The organism is Shewanella sp. VB17 (genome assembly GCF_013248905.1).
In the GTDB taxonomy this organism is placed as follows: domain Bacteria; phylum Pseudomonadota; class Gammaproteobacteria; order Enterobacterales; family Shewanellaceae; genus Shewanella.
Genome location: NZ_JABRVS010000001.1, coordinates 4,991,812 through 5,012,164 on the forward strand (window position 1 = coordinate 4,991,812; position 20,353 = coordinate 5,012,164).

General features: G+C 40.7%; 15 protein-coding genes. 8 read left to right on the plus strand and 7 right to left on the minus strand.

What is annotated here, in order from left to right:
• Window positions 1-12: 12 nt before the first annotated feature.
• The 6 genes from HQQ94_RS21465 to HQQ94_RS23170 form a co-directional block, all read right to left on the minus strand.
• Window positions 13-729: an HAD-IA family hydrolase gene (locus tag HQQ94_RS21465; protein WP_173296764.1), complete on the minus strand. Its 717-nt coding sequence runs from the start codon at window positions 727-729 to the stop codon at window positions 13-15.
• On the minus strand, window positions 729-1,628 hold the full coding sequence (gene xerC, locus HQQ94_RS21470; RefSeq protein WP_173296323.1) for a tyrosine recombinase XerC: 900 nt from the start codon (window positions 1,626-1,628) through the stop codon (window positions 729-731). The genes HQQ94_RS21465 and xerC overlap by 1 nt, the downstream gene beginning before the upstream one ends.
• Before the next feature lie 146 nt (window positions 1,629-1,774).
• Window positions 1,775-2,413, minus strand: a complete 639-nt coding sequence (locus tag HQQ94_RS21475) for a DUF484 family protein (protein ID WP_173296324.1) — start codon at window positions 2,411-2,413, stop codon at window positions 1,775-1,777.
• Complete coding sequence (gene dapF, locus HQQ94_RS21480) at window positions 2,410-3,252, minus strand: diaminopimelate epimerase (RefSeq protein ID WP_173296325.1); 843 nt, start codon at window positions 3,250-3,252, stop codon at window positions 2,410-2,412. The genes HQQ94_RS21475 and dapF overlap by 4 nt, the downstream gene beginning before the upstream one ends.
• A 76-nt stretch (window positions 3,253-3,328) precedes the next feature.
• A complete protein-coding gene (gene lysA, locus HQQ94_RS21485) occupies window positions 3,329-4,573 on the minus strand; it encodes a diaminopimelate decarboxylase (protein WP_173296326.1) in 1,245 nt (414 codons plus the stop codon).
• A gap of 4 nt (window positions 4,574-4,577) precedes the next feature.
• Window positions 4,578-4,727: a lipoprotein gene (locus tag HQQ94_RS23170; RefSeq protein ID WP_173296327.1), complete on the minus strand. Its 150-nt coding sequence runs from the start codon at window positions 4,725-4,727 to the stop codon at window positions 4,578-4,580.
• 310 nt (window positions 4,728-5,037) lie between these two features.
• Here HQQ94_RS23170 and cyaY point away from each other — a divergent pair, with 310 nt between their 5' ends.
• Window positions 5,038-5,367, plus strand: a complete 330-nt coding sequence (gene cyaY, locus HQQ94_RS21495) for an iron donor protein CyaY (RefSeq protein ID WP_173296328.1) — start codon at window positions 5,038-5,040, stop codon at window positions 5,365-5,367.
• Window positions 5,368-5,482: 115 nt separating this feature from the next.
• Here the strand turns inward: cyaY and HQQ94_RS21500 are convergent, their stop codons facing one another.
• On the minus strand, window positions 5,483-7,906 hold the full coding sequence (locus tag HQQ94_RS21500) for a class I adenylate cyclase (protein WP_173296765.1): 2,424 nt from the start codon (window positions 7,904-7,906) through the stop codon (window positions 5,483-5,485).
• Between the two features lie 207 nt (window positions 7,907-8,113).
• On the opposite strand from HQQ94_RS21500, the gene hemC reads away from it, so the two are divergent.
• The 7 genes from hemC (at window position 8,114) to HQQ94_RS21535 (ending at window position 20,324) form a co-directional block, all read left to right on the plus strand.
• Window positions 8,114-9,043 (plus strand): hydroxymethylbilane synthase, encoded by a 930-nt coding sequence (gene hemC, locus HQQ94_RS21505; RefSeq protein ID WP_173296329.1) that lies wholly within the window; start codon window positions 8,114-8,116, stop codon window positions 9,041-9,043.
• 9 nt (window positions 9,044-9,052) lie between these two features.
• Window positions 9,053-9,778, plus strand: a complete 726-nt coding sequence (locus HQQ94_RS21510; protein WP_173296330.1) for a uroporphyrinogen-III synthase — start codon at window positions 9,053-9,055, stop codon at window positions 9,776-9,778.
• A gap of 63 nt (window positions 9,779-9,841) precedes the next feature.
• A complete protein-coding gene (locus tag HQQ94_RS21515; protein ID WP_173296331.1) occupies window positions 9,842-10,990 on the plus strand; it encodes a uroporphyrinogen-III C-methyltransferase in 1,149 nt (382 codons plus the stop codon).
• A complete protein-coding gene (locus HQQ94_RS21520; protein ID WP_173296332.1) occupies window positions 10,987-12,156 on the plus strand; it encodes a heme biosynthesis HemY N-terminal domain-containing protein in 1,170 nt (389 codons plus the stop codon). The genes HQQ94_RS21515 and HQQ94_RS21520 overlap by 4 nt, the downstream gene beginning before the upstream one ends.
• A 290-nt stretch (window positions 12,157-12,446) precedes the next feature.
• On the plus strand, window positions 12,447-16,508 hold the full coding sequence (locus HQQ94_RS21525; protein ID WP_173296333.1) for a retention module-containing protein: 4,062 nt from the start codon (window positions 12,447-12,449) through the stop codon (window positions 16,506-16,508).
• A gap of 259 nt (window positions 16,509-16,767) precedes the next feature.
• Window positions 16,768-18,945 carry a type I secretion system permease/ATPase gene (locus HQQ94_RS21530; RefSeq protein WP_173296334.1) on the plus strand — a complete coding sequence of 726 codons (2,178 nt, stop codon included), beginning with the start codon at window positions 16,768-16,770 and terminating at the stop codon, window positions 18,943-18,945.
• Entirely contained in the window at window positions 18,942-20,324 is a 1,383-nt protein-coding gene (locus tag HQQ94_RS21535; RefSeq protein ID WP_173296335.1) for an HlyD family type I secretion periplasmic adaptor subunit, read from the plus strand. Before HQQ94_RS21530 ends, HQQ94_RS21535 begins: the two co-directional genes overlap by 4 nt.
• Window positions 20,325-20,353: the final 29 nt, after the last annotated feature.

Here is a 20,353-nt window from a genome sequence, read left to right on the forward strand (position 1 = left end):
ATTGGTATACGACTAAATAAGTAACATAAGATCTTCAATACGACTTATCTCTAAATGAGGTAGGCTCCCCTTAGCTTGCCCCATATCTTCAGCGCCAAAAGCTGGATTAAGCCACACTGATTGGCATCCCGCTAACCTAGCCCCCATAACATCCGCGCAATGGCTGTCTCCAACATGAAGTAAGCGATGAGCTGATATACCTAACCTGTTAATTGCAATATTAAACATATCAGGCGCAGGCTTCATTCGTACCCCAAGACCTGGAGATAATACGAACTCGAAAAGCGGGCCTAGACCAATACGATCAGCATCAGCATTGCCGTTAGTTAGCCCCACTAAAGGCCATTTTTGACCTAGAATTTGCAGTAAGCTTAACACTGGTGAAGAAATAGCAAAGTCAGATCTGTGTCGTAAAAAACAATTAAGCCCATCTTGTGCACCTGTTTCAGCCTCTTTTATCGAGTATCCTAACTGATGTAAACCTCGACTAAGCACTGTTTTTCTGGCCAATCCTGTGTCATGACAAAGCTCAGGTTGTGCTCTGAATAAGGCTTTCTTTAAGTCTGACCAATCGCTTTTTTTTAATCTTGCTGTCAACGGGTATTCTTGATGCAGAAAATGCACTAATTCATCTTCGGCCTTTTGAATAATTGGGAGGTTATTATAAAGCGTATCATCAAGATCAAAACTTATCGCATCTATATTGCTAGGGTTTATGTAACAACGGATCATTCATTTTTATCCTTTTTTTCTTTCGTCGCCCTAGGGTGAGCTCCATCATACACCTTAGCTAAATGTTGAAAATCAAGACTCGTATAAATCTGAGTTGTAGATAGATTTGCATGGCCGAGTAACTCCTGTACAGCACGAAGATCAGCACTAGACTCAAGCATATGAGTTGCAAAAGAATGGCGCAATTTATGAGGATGAACTCGCATGTTCAACGCCTGTTCTTGCCCCCATTTAGCCAAACGAGCCTGAATACTTCGATGAGCCAAACGCATCCCTTTATGCGTAACAAATAGAGCATTACTATCACACATAATGTCTCGTCTACAGTCTAACCAATGAGCAATCGCTGTGATAGCCACCTTACCGATAGGGATAATACGTTCCTTACTCCCTTTCCCCATGACTTTAACTAAACGCTCAGAGAACTGAATATCCATCACATCTAACGCTGCTAATTCAGCTAGCCGTAACCCTGATGAGTAAAAGAGCTCCATGATCGCCTTATCTCGTATACCTAAGGGATCCCCAGCTTCTATGTCCAACAAATGAGTAACTGAATCCAGATCCATATTTTTAGGTAACAGTTTATTTTGTTTAGGTGCACTTAAGCTAATAGCGGGATTAACTTGAGTCATTCCCTCACAAATTAGGAATTCATAAAACTGCTTAATAGATGATAACGTAAGAGAAAGAGAACGTGGGCTTAAGCCCTTTCGATGTAATTGACTCAGTACGCTTTGAAGCTGCTCTCGAGAAACATTGTCCCATGTGGTTAAATCACCTAAAAGGCGATCAACTCTGTTTAGTTCACGCAGATAATTTTGTACTGTATGCTTAGAGAGTTGACGTTCGCTACATAAATAACTCTCAAAGTGTTGAAACCAATTAACGTCCATTTTTCCCTTTTGACAACGATTAGACCACTTGTATAGACAAGTTCCTTAGGTGTATTTAAATGTTAGCTTAGCTTGTATAGACAAGCTTAATGATATCGAGAAACTTGGCTTTAACTTGTATAGACAAGTTAAAGCCAAGTTATTCACTAAAATTTAAGCAACAAATGATCCAAAAGCTGTTTAAGTTGGTCCAACAGCAGATGATCCATCTCAGGATGAAAATGCATAGCGTCTTGACTAGCAATAGCAAAAATCATTTTCCCACATTGTGCAGATAAGCGTGACAGCGCGACAGAGCCGACTTCGACACCAAATAATTTTGTCGACTCCTCGATGGTTAAACGTCCGAAATAGTACCCATTATAAAGACGTTTGCTCCAAAACTGTGATAATTTACTATCCAGATCATTAACTGCAATCAAGCGCACATGACTAAAATGAAACTGCGATTTTAATCCTACTTCAAGTTCTTGCCTAAGCTCTCTAAGATCTTCACACTTAAGTAATTTAAGAGACAGTGCAGTATTGAACATATAAATCATTTCATTACGTGAAGCCATACCTAATAATGAAGTAATTTCTTCTTCTAATTGTTGAACTCTATTGCGATATATTTCCTGTTTTCTCTCAACTAATGAAACGACACCACGCTCTGCATGCGGAATACGCATTGCCAATAACAATTCAGGATAGCGATTAAAAAAGTCAGGATTATCCAATAAGAATTCGCGAATAATACTCTCATCAAATGGAGCAGGCGTGTTATCTTTTGGCGCTTTACTCATTGTGCTATCTGCCCATCATATACATGCTCTGCAGGTCCTGTCATCCACAAGGGGCTACCTTCGCCTTCCCAGTTTATCGTCAGGGTCCCACCAGGGAGGTCGACGCGTACTTGTTTGTTCAACTTTCCTTGCAGCTGGCCTACCGCAGCGGCAGCACAAGCACCTGTACCACAAGCAAGAGTTTCTGCAGCACCTCGTTCATAAACTCTTAACTTGATATGGCCAGCGTCAATTATCTGCATAAAGCCCACATTGACACCTTTCGGAAAACGTTCATTTTGAGTTAACAGAGAACCTATTCGCTCCACTTCAGCAATATTGATGTCATCAACTTCCAAAACACAATGAGGATTGCCCATCGATATTGCACCACAAAGAAATGTTTCTATTGATTGTTGCGGGCTGCTCGATTGTAATAAATAAGTTTTTTCGATTTTTTTTGCTTTAAAGGGGATCCTGTCAGGCTCTAAGATAGGTGTTCCCATATTCACAGTAACATTGCCATCATGTTCTAATCGTAAGGTAATTTTACCGCTTGATGTACTCACTTTAATTTTATTCTTGTTCGTTAATCCTTTATTACGAACAAATCGTGCAAAACAACGAGCACCATTACCACACTGCTCAACTTCACCACCATCTGCATTAAAAATACGGTAATGGAAATCAAGATCGGGATCATAAGGAGGTTCAACCAAGAGCAACTGATCAAAACCAATACCACAATGTCGATTAGCTAAACGCTTGATTTGTTCAGGCGAAAAAAACACATTTTGTGTTATGCCATCAACCACCATAAAGTCATTACCTAAACCGTGCATTTTAGCGAAATGGATCAAAGTCTACATCCTTAAAATCGAAGCGTGCTACATAACGACATGCAGCACAAACAAAGCCTTATGACTTGAGTATAGTCTAGGGCAATAACTGCTCACCTTGCCAGAGTTGTGACAACTTTTCTCGCTCACGAATAATGTGAGCCTGATCGCCATCAACCATAATTTCGGCAGCTCTGGGGCGTGAATTGTAATTTGATGACATTGTAAAACCATAGGCTCCAGATGATCGCACTGCTAAATAATCATTAGGCTCAAGACATAATTCTCTGTCTTTACCCAAAAAGTCACCCGTCTCGCAAACTGGACCGACAATATCATAACGACGATTTTCACCAATACGCGGCACCACAGGAATAATATTCTGCCAAGCACTGTAGAGTGCGGGACGAATAAGGTCATTCATCGCACCATCAACCAAAGCAAAGTATTTCTGATTATTACCTTTGAGGTAAAGAACTTGTGTGACAAATATACCAGCGTTAGCAGCAATAGCACGACCGGGCTCAAAGATCAGCTTCAGCTTTCTCTCACCTAAGCGTTCGAGTAACGCCGCAGCATAAACATCAGGCTGAGGAGGTGTCTCATCATCATAAGTAACCCCTAATCCACCACCAACATCAAAGTGTTCAATATTTATTCCTTGTTCAGCAAGACGATCGATAAGCGCTAACATGCGATCCATCGTATCAAGAAAAGGGGTCATATCCGTTAATTGTGACCCAATATGGCAATCGACACCTTTCACCTGTAAGCCAGGTAACACATTGGCACGAGCAAATATTGATAGTGCTTCTTCCATTGCAATACCAAACTTATTATCTTTCAATCCTGTTGATATATAAGGATGAGTACCCGCATCAACATCAGGGTTAATTCGTAATGATACTGGTGCCACTTTACCTAATCGTAAAGAGACTAAATTCAGTTGTTCAAGTTCTGCAGCAGATTCTACATTAAAGCAGTATATCCCAAGATTAAGCGCCATCTCCATTTCAGCAACCGTTTTACCAACGCCTGAAAAAACCACTTTTTTCGGGTCGCCACCAGCTTCTATCACACGGGAGAGTTCTCCCCCCGACACAATATCGAAACCACTGCCTAAGCGTGCCAATACATTAAGGACTGCAATATTGGAATTCGCTTTAACAGCATAACAGATAAGGTGGGGATGATTAATCACAGCACGATCAAAAGCGTGCCAATGACGCTCCAATGTCGCACGAGAATATACGTAAAGCGGAGTTCCATGGGTACGAGCCAACTCTGCAACCTGACAATCTTCAGCTAGCAACTCACCGTTTTTATAGAGAAAATGATCCAAACCTTTATTCCTTAATACTTTGTTTCTTTGACTGTTCTTGATTCTTATTATCTTGTTTATCTGGCGATTTATACAAAGGCCCTTTTTGACCACAAGCGACGATAAAAAGGCTGGTCAGCAATATGAGTGAACACAGTTTCATTTTTTTCAACATCTATCTATCCAATTATTTTTTATATCCGATGTTTGTTAGCTACAAAGGTGTTAACCATACTAACGCTTAATCGCTTCTCAACATTTATTGGGTCAATTCCACTCGAGTTACCGATGTTGCATAGTTAGTCTTTCTACGTCAAGCCAATAATGGTGCTAATACCTACTATTGCGCTAAATTAAGCTAAAAATAAAAATAAACATGAAATAAATATGAATAATAAAAAAGAAAGAGTAAAAATAGGTTGGAGCATAAAGCGGCGGGTTGATAGAATAATTAACAAGCCTAAATCATCAAGGATCAAGACACAATGTCAATAACAGACACCGAGTTTCATCAGCTAGCCGATGCGATGTTTCAAGCAATAGACAATGCGATTGAGGTCGCTATCGATAACCAAGATGCCGATATCGATATTGATGCCTCTGGTAACGTTCTACAGCTAACATTCGAAGATACTTCAAAGATTGTGATCAATAAACAAGAACCTTTACATCAAATCTGGGTTGCCACTAAATTTGGTGGTTACCATTTCTCATTTGTGGAAGACAAATGGATTGATCAAAGAAATGGCGGAGAATTTATGGCATTTGTTGTCGACTCAATACTGAAACAAGGTAATATACAACTCGCCCTGTAAACGATAAAGAAGAAGTCATGATCACGATAGTTACCGATTTAACAATTACCAAAAAGTTATCTAACTTCTTCTATTACATATCTATTCAAACAAGGTCATTAAACACTGGCCTGCTTTAAAATTCAAAATCAATTTCATCAACTGATACTCCAAATGGCAATGCCCTCAATCTTCCATCAACACGGAGCAATCGAAAAAATTGCGGAAGATTAAACCTCTGCTGCGAAGTGCCAAATTCTGCAAACGCATGATGATGACTCACTTGACTCACCAACTCATCGATATCGAAGCCTGATTGTTTATAATATTCCAACTCATTATTTTCATTAAGAATAAATACATCTAATCCTTGGGCACCTTGTCGTAAGAAATACTGAATAGCACCACGAGCAGCAAAATCTTGGATAACCTCAGGTATCTTACTGAAAGGCTCATCGCCTAAATTAGGCCTAGGAAGCTCGATCAATTTCTTCTTTGTCAGCTGCTGAAAAAGTTCATTTTTATCATTAATATTTCGGTATACCATCCCTTTACTGTTAAAAAACAATCCATATTCTACTCCACTCACTTTCAGTGGGTACACTAAAGTTGCAGAGCTGGATACTTGTAAACTCAATCGCACAGTCCGCTGAATTAAGTTCCCCAGAGTACGCTCGAATTGAGATGCTAATTTTACAGAGCAACTGATCACTTCAATAGCTAAATCGCGAGTTGTTCGCCTTATCCCTCCAGTAATAAAAGTCAGTGTATCCAGTACACAAAACTGACCTTCATAATGATGACAATGCCACTCCCCCCAAGAGTTCAAGCAAATAATATCAATCGACTCAAGCATGTTTTGCTGATCTCGGCCTAATGAAAATATATTCGCATTCATATAATCAACCATGATCTCTTGACCTTGCCATTGAGCCGTTGAATCACTATTAAAGTTGAGTAAAAACATTAATTTTTTATACCGCCAAGGCTGGCAGAAATCCATTTTAGACACTTTAATCTGAGCACTACCAAAAAAAGCGACTAATCGTTTTGAAGCTTTGATTAAGCTCACCGACTTGCGTTTACTGACACTCAAATCATACCAATGAGTTAACTCACTTGACACTCCATTTAAACAAGCCCAAGCCATCAATTTAGCTTTACTATGTGACCGATAAACAGCACGCTGACCAATGAAGTTTCTGGGCTCAGGTTTACAACGATATAGGCAATACTCATTATCATTATGACTAAAAATAATGGTTAAATCTGCTTCGCTAATCGAATCACTCCATAAGCGATTTAAACTAATAATCTGTTGTATATCAGAGCTAAAATAAGTATGCAGTTTCCGAGTCAGTAATCCAAGTTCTGATAATTTCAAACTCTTACTTAACTTTTGAATCGAAGCAAACTTCAGTAACGTTTGATAACTACCTAGCATAAGTTCATTGAGCTGTTCGTTAAACCATTGCAATTGACCACAATGCCAATCTTCACAGTAGTCTAAGGTTTGTAATACACTATTTGACCAATCCCACCCTGCAACTAATTTACTAAACTTATGGTAACGCCAATCTTTTGTTTGAACTTTATCACTTAGCCTTAAGCCACATTTCAAATAAAAACATTGCCGCACGATTTCTAGCCGACGTAGATCACCTTGTTTAAGCAAATAAGTTTCTATTGACTCATACAAAAGAAAATAGGCATCATTTTCAGCAGAAAAATCGCCTTCGATGGTTCTTTGCCACACCTTATCACTCACTAAACAGGTCTGAGGATATTGGCTGGCATACGCTTCTAATAACAGCACTTTTAAAAGAGCTTTATGTGGCTTTTCTAGGCCTTTATAAAGCTGCCAAAGTGATGCGCCAAAATACTCACTGGCAGGTATTTGACTCACATGCCCTAAAAAGAGGAGCTCATCGGAACGCTGAGCATTTGGCCACCATGCGACGGTTTTTCCTGCAAAACATATTTGACTACGATAAAATTCTTCAAGCAAAAGCCAATGTTGAGCGCTACCGCTATGCTCCAACCCTATTGAACTTTGCAATTCCCCTGCTGAGTCTACAGTCTTAATAAACTGTTCTGGATGAACTAAGTAAATATTAACTTCAAATCCATACTGACTAAACCAAGTACTGATTAACTCTGATTTTTCTTCGAGCAATCGACAATCATTAGCGCTCAGTAACGGATCATGGACTAACCAAATATCCACATCACTTTTAGCGTTTTGACCAAAACTAGACATGCTACCCATGCTATACACGCCATCAATGGTCGAATGATTAACAAGATGTAAATCGGGGCGGATCAATCCTAAGGTATCACACGCTGATAATTCACTGTCACTCGGCTTATAACCAAAAATACCGTAGGGAGTTAATGGGCCATTATAACCAGGGTAGCCTAGCCTATGATAATGAAAAAAGAGTGGAATGAGACGTAATAAATCTCGTTTTAACGGTGACAAAATAGCCAACGCACGAGCAAACCTGATCCGATTTAATCTCTGGGCAGTTTCAACAAAATGAATGTGTTCATTAACCATATCCAACAAATCGAATAGCTTCTTGCAGAATGGGATAAAAGAGGGTGATATTAACAGCTTTGTTCTACCTTTGAAATAAACGAGATCACGCTCACACTTAAATCTTTGATCTCAGCACTAAGGCCAAAGAATCAAATGCTCTATGTGACATCTGCTCCTGAGCAATGTTAACATTGCTTCAATTAGGCCCCCGATGGAATATCGAGCATGTCCCAAAATGTCATTCGAATCGCGACACGTAAAAGCCCTCTAGCACTGTGGCAGGCTGAATTTGTTAAAACTGAATTGGAAAAATTTCATAAGCACCTCACGGTAGAACTGCTACCTATGAGCACTAAAGGTGACATAATTCTTGACACACCTTTAGCAAAGGTTGGCGGTAAAGGTTTGTTTGTTAAAGAGTTAGAAATAGCAATACAAGAAAACAGAGCAGATATTGCAGTCCACTCAATGAAAGATGTCCCGGTCGACTTTCCCGAAGGGCTTGGCCTAGAGATTATCTGTAAACGTGAAGATCCTCGTGATGCATTCGTTTCGAATAACTACAACAGCATTAGCGAACTTCCACAAGGGGCCATTGTTGGTACATCAAGTCTACGTCGACAGTGCCAAATCAGAGCGACTCGCCCAGATCTAAAAATCCAAGATCTGCGCGGCAATGTAGGCACACGCTTAGGAAAACTGGACTCAGGCGCATACGATGCTATCATCTTAGCTGCTGCAGGTCTTAAGCGTCTAAAACTCGAAGAACGCATCACTTGTTTTATCTCAACTGAGGAATCTTTACCAGCTAATGGTCAAGGGGCTGTAGGTATTGAATGTCGTAACAATGATGAACGAGTTAAAGCATTATTAGCACCACTTGAGCACGCTGAGACTCGCTTTCGCGTTACTGCTGAGCGCGCCATGAATACGCATCTTGAAGGGGGCTGCCAGGTACCGATTGGGGCTTATGCCGAAATTCAAAATGATACTTTAACCCTACGCGGCCTAGTAGGTAGCCCTGATGGCACTCAGATAATTGAAGCAACAAAAATAGGCCCAAAAACGAATGCTAAATCACTTGGTATTGCACTTGCAGAAGAGCTACTTAGTCAAGGTGCAAAAACTATTCTTGATGCTGTTTACATCAAGTAGACACGGTCGATGAAGGTTTTACTCACACGAGCAAAAGACCGAAATCAGTTAATGTCTGAGGCCCTAGAACAACTTGGGGTCTCATATATAGTGACGCCTTTACTTGAGATTAAAGCAACTGACACAACCGATGAGCAAAATGCTATCGCTCATGTTAACTCTGCCGATATTGTGATATTTATCAGCACCAATGCCGTCAAATTTTCCTCTCAAGCAATCGCGCTAAACAAACATAAAGCGGCAACGTTTTATGCCATAGGTAACGCCACTTTTCAGGCTCTACAAGAACTGGGAATCGCCTCATTATCAACCCCAGCAGATAATCAACAGACTGAAGGTTTACTTTCACTCCCAGAACTACAAGATTTATCTAACAAAAAAGTCGTTATTGTAAGGGGGGATGGAGGACGTGAAACGCTCGCAGAAACCCTAATACAGCGTGGTGGTAAAGTTAATTATTGGGAAGCCTATCAAAGAACCTGCCCATTAATTGACAAGTGTATTCCTACTCAATGGCAAGATGCAGGAGTCGATACTATTATCATCACAAGTGGGGAGATTCTACATAGCCTAATTAAACTTGTGCCAAAAGAGTTATTTGCTTGGCTGCTTACATGTCATATTATAGTCCCAAGCTCCAGAGTCAAGGAGCAAGCTTTAGCTTATGGACTACACCAAGTTACTAACGCCAAAGCCGCAAATTGTAAGGCCATGATTTCCGCATTAGGCTTATGAATTTAGCTATACACGGCCTTATACTCGTTATTATTGTAGCAGTATTCCCTCAAGGACTGTTTAATGGACAACAAAAAGTTAGATAAAAACCAGCAAGAGCCAAAGAATGAGCTCATCTCTAACGAGAAAATTCCAGAATCAAGCGCAGCCACGAGTACCAAGCGATCCTCATCAGAAAATCAACATTCTGATCGTAGTTCCAATATATCTTGGGGGCTTTTATTCACCTTTATGCTAATTTTACTGTTGACTTTTACTTGCTTAGGAGGCGGATATTACCTACATCAGGAAATAAATAAGCAAACAGACCGCACTCAGCGCTTAGCTCAAGAGTTAACATTAGCACTCAAAGAGCCTTTAGAAAAAGTATCAAAACTCGATCAACAACAACGTCAAACAGAAAGTAAACTCACTCAACAATTAACGCTTATAAGTGCCAGCCAATCAAGACTCAATAATCGTGTGGCCACATTAGCTCAGCGAAATCCTAATCGTTGGATGGCTGAAGAGGCCAAGTACTTGGTGAGAATGGCGGGAAGTAAACTATGGTTAGAGCAAGATCCCATCACGGCTGTAAGTTTGCTTAAGGCTGCAGATCAAAGAATTCAGTCAATGAAAGACCCAGCCTTAACGCCACTAAGAAAAACATTAGCTCGAGATATTGCCGCAGTATCCATCATCAAAAGTACTGACATAGCTGGGACAGTACTCATGCTAAACAGTATCATTGAAAACCTAGACCAACTCCCATTGAATAGGGTCGATTTAGTCAATGCAGCAAACAAAATTGATAATGCGAAGATGACAGAATCAGTCAGCGACTGGCGAAATAATCTAACCAAATCATGGCAATCGTTAATGGAAGACTTCATTGTCGTGCGCAAGAGAACCACTGACATCACTCCACTATTAAAACCCGATGAACAATGGTATTTAGTTGAAAATATAAGAAATAAACTGCTTCAATCTCAACTAGCCCTCTATCACCAAGATGAAGTCAATTATCGTCAGTCACTGACTTTAGCAAGAAAATGGATTTTTCAATATTTCGATCTTAAAAATACGCAAACAAAAGAAACATTAGCCGCTTTAGATGCCTTAAGCACATTAGAGATCCAAACTCCAAAAATTCAAAATTTTGCTTCAACTCCTTTACTACAACAACTCGTTACCCATGGTAATTTAATGGGATCTGAGGAGCCTTCGATATGATCAAAGTGCTTGCATATCTGTCGATTATTTTAATTGGCCTGTGTATTAGTCCATTTTTTGATGGTATGAATGGTTACCTCTATTTAGCTTTCTGGGACTACGAAATAGAGATGGGAGTTATCGCAGCTCTCATTTGCTTAGTGTTATTTTATTGCCTATTACAGCTTGTAGAATGGTGTTTGGTTTTAATTCTACATCTGATTTTTAGCAGCCGTTTACTACCAGATAAATGGCGGAAAAAAGCTTCAAAAAAACACACTTTACTCGGCGAACTTGCATTAGCTGAAGAAGATTGGGCTGTGGCAGAAAAAGCCATGGTCAAAGGAGCAAAAAAAGGTGAGAGTCCTTCCTTTAATTTACTCGCAGCCGCAAGAGCTGCTCAGCATCAAAACAACATAGAATCTAGAGATTATTATCTACTAGAAGCCGAAAAAGAACCCATGGTTACCAAAACCGTCGCAACAATTCGTACCCGCTACTTGCTTCAACAAGGTGAACTAATTGAGGCACGAAAACAATTGGATAAACTAGTACCCACAAGTAAAAGCAAACTTCCGGTACTTAAACTTGCCCTCGAACTCTATCAGGCGCAAGCAGATTTTAATGCCCTAAAACTTCTCCTACCGATCATCAAAAAACGACAATTACTCAGTGAACAAACATTTGCTGAATTAGCCTTATCGACTCATCAGGCATTACTTATTTCTGCAACAAAAACAAGTCTTCAAGAATTAGAGAAAGTCTGGCACAGCTTCAGCCGAGCCGAACGAAAAGAAATGAGTAACCTCGCACTCTATTGTACCGGGTTAACTCAATACGATAAGAAACCGCAAGCATTAAAGTTGCTAATGAAACAGCTTAATCACTCCCCTTCCCCTGAAATATTAACCAGTTTAGGGGCGGTTTTACTCCCTAGTGACGTTAATGAAAGAGAGTTAATTTTTGCTGCCGAAAAGAAACATAATGACAACATTCATCTTAAGATTCTAGTCGCCAAACTTCATCAACAAAATAAAGCATACCGACAGGCGATGGAACATTGGCAACACATCTGTAAAATGCAACCGAATAAGACCCACTGGTTAGCACTTGGTGAGATGCAGGAACATTTAGGAGAACAAAATTCAGCGATATTAAGCTACAGAAACGCCATAAAATCCGCTTGATTTATCATACCAATTTCTAATAAGAAAACGAGGATTTAGATAGTTTTCTTATTAGAAAATCCATTTTAAACACACGAGACTGAGTTAATCATCTGAATAGCTAAGACTATTACTCATTTCTATCTACAGGCTTATTTAATCACTATAAACATCTAAGCGTCATTAATTTGACAGCTGCAAGATCTGAATTAAGCTTTAAGGTTAAGACGCTAAAATTATGCGAAGGTATGCTTACTTCAATGCAAAAAGTATCAGTGTAAAATATATAGCATTAGCTCAGGAATATGATTATGGGTGTAGCAGTAACAGCACAAGATGCCGTTATTACCAATCTAATCGGACAGCTAGAAGCCAAGGATGTAACAGGCAATATACGTGATTTAACCATTGGTGATGCAATCAACAGTGGTGAGCGGCTCATTTTTTCACCTGAGACTCAATTTACTCTGCAAATGGCTGACGGTACACTTGTTAATGAGCAAAGCATTATACAATTAGAGTCTGACATTACGCTCCCTAGTAACCTAGAACAAACCTTCGCTATAGATACCACTGAAGATTTAAACATCGATGATGAAATTGCCGCGATACAAGCACAAATATTAGCAGGGGATGATCCCTCTCTCGACTTACCTGCTACTGCAGCAGGTTCAGGTACTGGCGGCAATGAAGGTAGTTCTAGTTTTATTACTTTAGCTCGCTCTGGTAATGAGACTATTGCTGGTACAGGCCATGAATCTGAAGCCGTGACAGAAGCAACTCCCCTGCCCACCCAAAATGATACCGTTATCATTGATACCACTCCCCCGATATTAACGATTACCTTAGATGAGAACGTGACCACAGATGATGTCATCAATTTTGCTGAAGCCCTGCAAGATATCGCGATAACCGGAGTCGTCAGTGGCGAGTTCAGTGCTGGTGATACTGTTACCCTCACCATTAATGGAGTCAACTATACAGGTCAAACTGATACAAATGGCCAATTTAGTATCCTCGTCTCTGGCGCTGATCTCGCCGCCGACCCAAACACTGTGATCAATGCCAACGTCACCACAACTGATACCGCAGGCAACAGCAACAATGCCACCGATAGCGAAGGCTATTCAGTCAACACCAATACACCAAGTGTCGTCGTTAATATTGTCGATGCACAATTAACTGTAAGTGAAACCAGTGAAGTGACCTTTACCTTCACTGAACAAGTCACTGGCTTTACAGTAGAGGAACTTGATACCTCTGGTGGTACCGTCACTGATCTCACCACCGATGATAATGGCATTACGTGGTCGGCAACGTTTACCCCAAATTCAAATTTTACTGGTAGCGCAAATGTCACCGTCCTCAATAACAGCTACACCGACCTCAATGGCAACCTAGGAATAGGTGGCAGTGATATTACAGAGATCACCATTGATCTTAATAACCTTAATGAAGCCCCAGAGTTTCGCTCCGGCATCGATGTCGCAGGTGATGCTGCAAACCTTGATACCTATGATTTTGGCAGCCTCAATGAAGGCGCGGCCTCGGGAATCTTGGTCGGCACGGTTATCGCTGACGACCCGGATACAGGCGATAACTTACGTTTCAGCTTTGAAGGTGGTGGCCTCACCAACGGCATCTTCGATATTGATGCAACCTCTGGGCAGATCACCTTAAATCAAGACATCGATGACGCCGAGTTAGGCGCCTTTGATTTTAATGTACTGGTCACCGATCTCGCAGGCCTTACCGACATTGCCGCCGTGGCCATTGATCTTAATAACCTCAATGAAGCCCCAGAGTTTCGCTCCGGCGTCGATGTCGCAGGTGATGCAGCAAACCTTGATACCTATGATTTAGTCAGCCTCAATGAAGGCGCGGCCTCGGGAACCTTGGTCGGCACGGTTATCGCTGACGACCCGGATGCAGGCGATAACTTACGTTTCAGCTTTGAAGGTGGTGGCCTCACCAACGGCATCTTCGATATTGATGCTACCTCTGGGCAGATCACCTTAAATCAAGACATCGATGACGTCGAGTTAGGCGCCTTTAATTTTAATGTTCTGGTCACCGATCTCGCAGGCCTTACCGACATTGCCGCCGTGGCCATTGATCTTAATAACCTCAATGAAGCTCCAGAGTTTCGCTCCGGCATCGATGTCGCAGGTGATGCAGCAAACCTTGATACCTATGATTTTGGCAGCCTCAATGAAGGCGCGGCCTCGGGAACCTTAGTCGGCACGGTTATCGCTGACGACCCGGATGCAGGCGATAACTTACGTTTCAGCTTTGAAGGTGGTGGCCTCACCAACGGCGTCTTCGATATTGATGCTACCTCTGGGCAGCTCACCTTAAATCAAGACATCGATGACGCCGAGTTAGGCACCTTTAATTTAAATGTTATAGTCACCGATCTCGCTGGCCTCATCGACATTGCTGTGGTCAATATCACACTAGACAATGTCGATGACATCCCAGAAATAACCAGTATTACCTCAACCCGAGTCTCTGAGGAAGGATTGCTTAATGGCATTAAAGATAATGGTATAGCGCCTGCAGACACGACAAACGAGGTAACAGACTCTGGCGTGATCAGTTTTACAGATGTAGATAGTAACGCTTTCAGTGTTACACTCACAGGCCCCATAGGCATGACATCTGGCGGCGATGATGTCGATGTATGGAGCAGAAACGGCGATACCTTTACTGGTAGTACCCAAGGTGGGCTACTTGTTATCACCTTAGTATTAGGTGAGTTTCAAGGGATCAGTCCGGATTTTAGTATCAATTATGATACCACTCTTCATGCTCCTATTGATCACCCACTAACAAATGCTGAAGACGTATTGGAATTTAATTTTGGTGCCATCATAAACAACCTCGCAGGCGATAGTATCAATAGCAATTTATCTATTATTATTGAAGATGACGCCCCGATAATAACAGATGAATCGGCCATCCTCGTTTCTGATTCAAATATTCCAGATACTTTATTAGGAAATTATTCATTCACAACGAGTAATGGAAATCATAACATCCTTGATTTTGACGGCTTCACAGTAACAGCTAATGGGTTTACATCTGCAACTGATTCGACATTAACTTCTGCAATTGTCTATGGCAACAACAACGGGATCGGTGTCAAGAGTGTCGCTTCGCCTTATCACAACCTCAATGCAGAAATTGATTTTCGCCAATTCGCTGATGGAACTGAAGCATCAGAAGAAATGGTGATAACACTAGATTCTGGTACGCTAGCTTATGGTATCAATATGAAATTTGCGAGTATGTTTGGTGGTGAACTTGAGGTTGGCCTTGTCGAATTTTACCGTGATGGACAATTAATTATAATACAAACATTTAGTTCAGATGCTAATGATGGTAACTACGCTGCCATTTTCCAAACTCTTGAAGGTGGCTTCGATAAAATAATCATAAAAGCCACCGACAACGGCATCAATAACAATTCAGATAATAGTGATTTAACAGTTAAATCAATCGAATTTTTAGGTCGTGATGGCCTAGCCATAGGTTATGCTACTGGGGTTATTGAGACTCTGTGGGGGGCTGATGAGAGAGGGTTATTAGTATTTACTGGCACTAATGAGACTGGTTTACTCACGCAAAATGGCGATGCTATTATCATATCTCAATCAGGTAATACACTCGTTGGTCAAACAACCTCAAACACACTCGTCTTCAAGGTCGAATTCACACCTGGAACAGGGCAATGGGATTTTTATCAATATCAAATGATACAAGCTCAGATTGATGGACAACTTGATTTCAATCTTATTGCCACTGACGGTGATGGCGATAACTTAACTGGACACTTTGCCGTTATCGCTAAAACAATTCCACTTGTACCAGATCAATATGCATTACAAAATGGCACAATGGGCACTGACGAACTAACAGGAAGTATAAACTCTGATTATTTAATTGGCGGAACAGGGAATGACACGCTAAATGCGGGCGAAGGTAACGATATACTAATAGGAGGTAAAGACACTGATAGCCTAGACGTCGGTATAGATTTAGATGCTGATGTTCTCATTTGGCAAGCTGGGGATGCTGATGGTAGTACTGATACAATTTATAACTTTAATGTGTTGCACGATACATTAGATATTTCTGAAATCCTACTTGATGAAGAAAGTCATTCCTTAGAGTCTTATTTTAGTATTAACTTTACAGCAGGAAACACCAGTATCACCTTAGACAGTAATGGGGCCGATCTCGGAGGTGATACATTAATCATCGAATTGATAGACGTAGATTTGTCGGTGCTGTACAGCGATACCAATGAAACTGTGATTATTGACAGCCTACTCTTTGACGAAGCTATTATTGTAAATACTTTACCTTAAAAAAGAGGAATAGCAGACTCAACCTCCCCTTACCAAACACACAATAACGCCACCATCTAGTCATTGAAAAATAAGATACCCCAGCCTAAAAAATGTCATTTAACCAACAAAAAAGCCACATATTTTTATAATCAACACTTATCCGATACTACCAAAATCAAATAAAAATAATGATTTAAATAAAAATCGAGTTTTTTGTTTTCAATTATGTAATATAATAGGCGCAGAACAGTAACAAAAGGTAAGGACCAATTTTTCAGTGTCCACATCAGCCCCTAAAAAAAATGAACAATGGACCATTTCAGCCTCTCAACGAGTGACTGTCGATCCCTTACTGGACAGCTTAGTACTATTAACTGAGCATTTCGGTAGTCCTTGCTCCAGTGAATCTATGGCGGCAGGACTCCCTTTGTCTTCAAATGTACTCACACCAGAACTGGTCCCCCAAGCTGCAGCAAGAGCAGGTTTAGCTGCAAAGTTAGCCCAAAAAAGCTTGAATCATATCTCTCCTATATTTTTACCTTGTATCTTACTATTAAAAGATAAAAAGGCCTGTTTACTTCGAGAGCTAAATATTGACAAAGATAAAGCAGTGATCCAATTACCTGACATTGGTGGAGAGCAAGTGTTAACACTAAAAGATTTAGAAGCCATCTATGTGGGTTACCTATTTCTTGTCAAGCAACAATATCGTGGTGATATGGGGTTCGATGTTCATCAATATGACAACAAAACACATTGGTTAGTACAAACCCTTAAAGATTCTGCACCCATTTATCGGGATGCACTATTGGCTTCTGTGTTGGTTAATTTATTTGCACTCGTGTCGCCACTATTTATCATGAATGTCTATGATAAGGTAGTCCCAAATCTCGCTTTTTCCTCGCTTTGGGTACTCGCAATTGGTGCAAGTGTCGCCTACATTTTTGATCTAATCATGAGGCAACTACGAGCCTACCTTATTGATGTGGCAGGCAAAAAAGTCGATATTATCGTTTCATCAAAATTATTCGCCAAAGCCATTGGCATCCCCTTGGCAAAACGCTCACCCAGTGTAGGAGGAATGGCTAGACAACTGGGTGAATTTGACAGTATCAGAGAGATTTTAACATCGGCAACGATCACAACATTAGTTGATCTTCCTTTTGCTCTATTTTTCATGATTATCATTTATATCGTTGCTGGCGATCTTGCCATCATTCCTTTGATCGGCAGCATTCTGATCATAGGCTACACCTTAATAATGCAGCCAAAACTGAAGGCTGCAATTGAAGAAAGTAACAAGTTCGCCAGCCTCAAACATGGCCATCTAATTGAATCTCTTGCGTCATTAGAGTCCATTAAATCCAGCGGTGCTGAAGGTATCGTACAAAAAAGCTGGCAACAAATGATAGGCCATACTGCCAATTGGCAATTAAAATCAAAAAAAATATCCACCTCAGTCACTAACTTAGCCAACTTTATCGTCCAACTCTCAGTAGTTTGTGTCGTCATCCTGGGCGTCTACCGAGTGGCCGATAATGCAATTTCTATGGGAGGGATTATTGCTGCAGTGATTTTATCTAGCAGAGCGATATCCCCCATGGCACAGCTCGCAGGACTCATGACTAGAGGAAATCATACCGCCAGTGCGCTACGTCAACTCAACGAAATAATGACTCAAGAAGGTGAGTTCGAAAATAAAGGTCATCTTGTTAGTCGCCAGCGTTTACAGGGAAAAATTAAAGCAGAGCACATTAGCTTCTCTTACACTGGCTCAGAGAAACCTATCTTGCATCCTATGTCGATCAATATTGAGCCAGGTGAACGTATCGCTATCATAGGTCGCAATGGTTCTGGTAAGAGTACATTAGCTAAAATATTAGTCGGCCTCTACCAACCAACGCAAGGCAGCTTACGATATGATGGACTTGACTCAGCTCAGATACATCCAACAGACTTAAGACGTAACTTTGGTTATTTACCACAAGATATAACACTTTTTCACGGCACAATTAGAGATAACATTCTATTTGGCACTCGACAAGTCACAGAGCATCAACTCATCAGAGCCGTGCAACTTTCAGGGATTAGTCAATTTACCGATTTAGAAAGTGAAGGGTTAGATCAACAAGTTGGTGAAGGTGGTCAAACACTGTCTCGCGGACAAAGACAAACGATTGCTTTAGCCAGAGCAACACTTAATGACCCACCCGTTTTACTCATGGATGAACCCACTTCAAGCTTGGATGCTAGGGCCGAGAAACAATTCATTCATGCAATGCAAAATGTTAGTAAAGACAGAACATTACTACTCATCACTCATAAAACGCATCTACTGAAATTAGTCGATCGTATTATTGTACTGAACCGAGGTCATGTCATTATCGACGGCCCTAAAGCTGACGTCCTAGACAAGTTAAATAAAGGCTTATTATCAGCAGAGACTGGACAATGAGCCAACATCTAACAACAGATGATCTGGAAATGATCGATGATGTTTATGGTGCAATGATGACCGATGCGCCAAGCAGTCATAGATTAATTATTTGGGTACTGACAGCATTAATTTTATGCTTTCTTATTTGGGCGTTTTTTTCTGAGCTGGATCAAGTCACCACAGGAATGGGCAAAGTCATCCCTTCATCCCAAATACAAGTGATTCAAAGCCTAGATGGGGGGATAATGCAGGATATGTATGTAAAAGAGGGCATGCTGGTCACAAAAGGACAAGCATTAGTCCGTATTGATGCAACTCGGTTTCGTTCTGACTTCGCCCAACAAGAGCAGGAAGTCTATAGCTTACAAGCTAATGTAAGACGACTAGAAACTGAATTAAACAGTATCGTGATCACTGACATGTCATCAAATTGGCGAGAACAAGTCAAGATTACTAAGCTCCCTTTACGTTTCTCTAAAACCCTGAGTGAAAAAGAACCTGAACTTATCAAAAGACAGTCAGCAGAGTATTCAGGTCGATTAGATAGCCTTAGTAATCACATTGAGATTTTGGCTAGACAGATATTGCAAAAACAACAAGAAACAGAAGATCTTGCATCAAAAATAACCACGTTAACAAAAAGCCACCAATTAGTATCCCGAGAATTATCACTAACCAGACCTTTAGCTGATAAAGGGATCGTGCCAGAAGTGGAACTACTTAAACTTGAACGTATTGTTAATGATATTCAGGGAGAGTTAGCCAGCCTACGTTTACTACGCCCCAAAGTTAAAGCCTCACAAGATGAAGCTATTTTAAAAAGACGCGAGGCCATTTTTACATTTTCAGCAGAAACGCGAACTCAATTAAGCGAACTGCAAACCAAACTCTCTCGTATCAATGAAGCCCAAGTTGGTGCACAAGACAAAGTGAATAAAGCTGAAATTACCTCCCCAGTGAATGGGACGATTAAAACAATACATATCAATACATTAGGTAGCGTCGTTCAGCCTGGGGTTAATATCATTGAAATTGTTCCATCTGAAGACCAACTGCTTATTGAAACCAAAATCACCCCGAAAGACATCGCATTTTTACATTCAGGCTTAAAGGCGATCGTTAAGATAACGGCTTATGACTTTACTCGCTATGGAGGCCTTGATGGCGTCGTTGAGCACATCAGTGCTGATACGTCACAAGATGAAGAGGGAAATAGCTTCTACATAGTGAAAGTACGAACTGAATTATCAAGCTTAACAAGAGATGATGGCGTAGAAATGCCTATCATACCTGGAATGCTGACCTCCGTTGATGTTATTACAGGCCAAAAATCCATTCTAGAGTACATACTGAATCCAATTTTAAGAGCGAAAGATACAGCGTTAAGAGAGCGGTGATTTTAACATTCAATCAGGAGGGATTAATA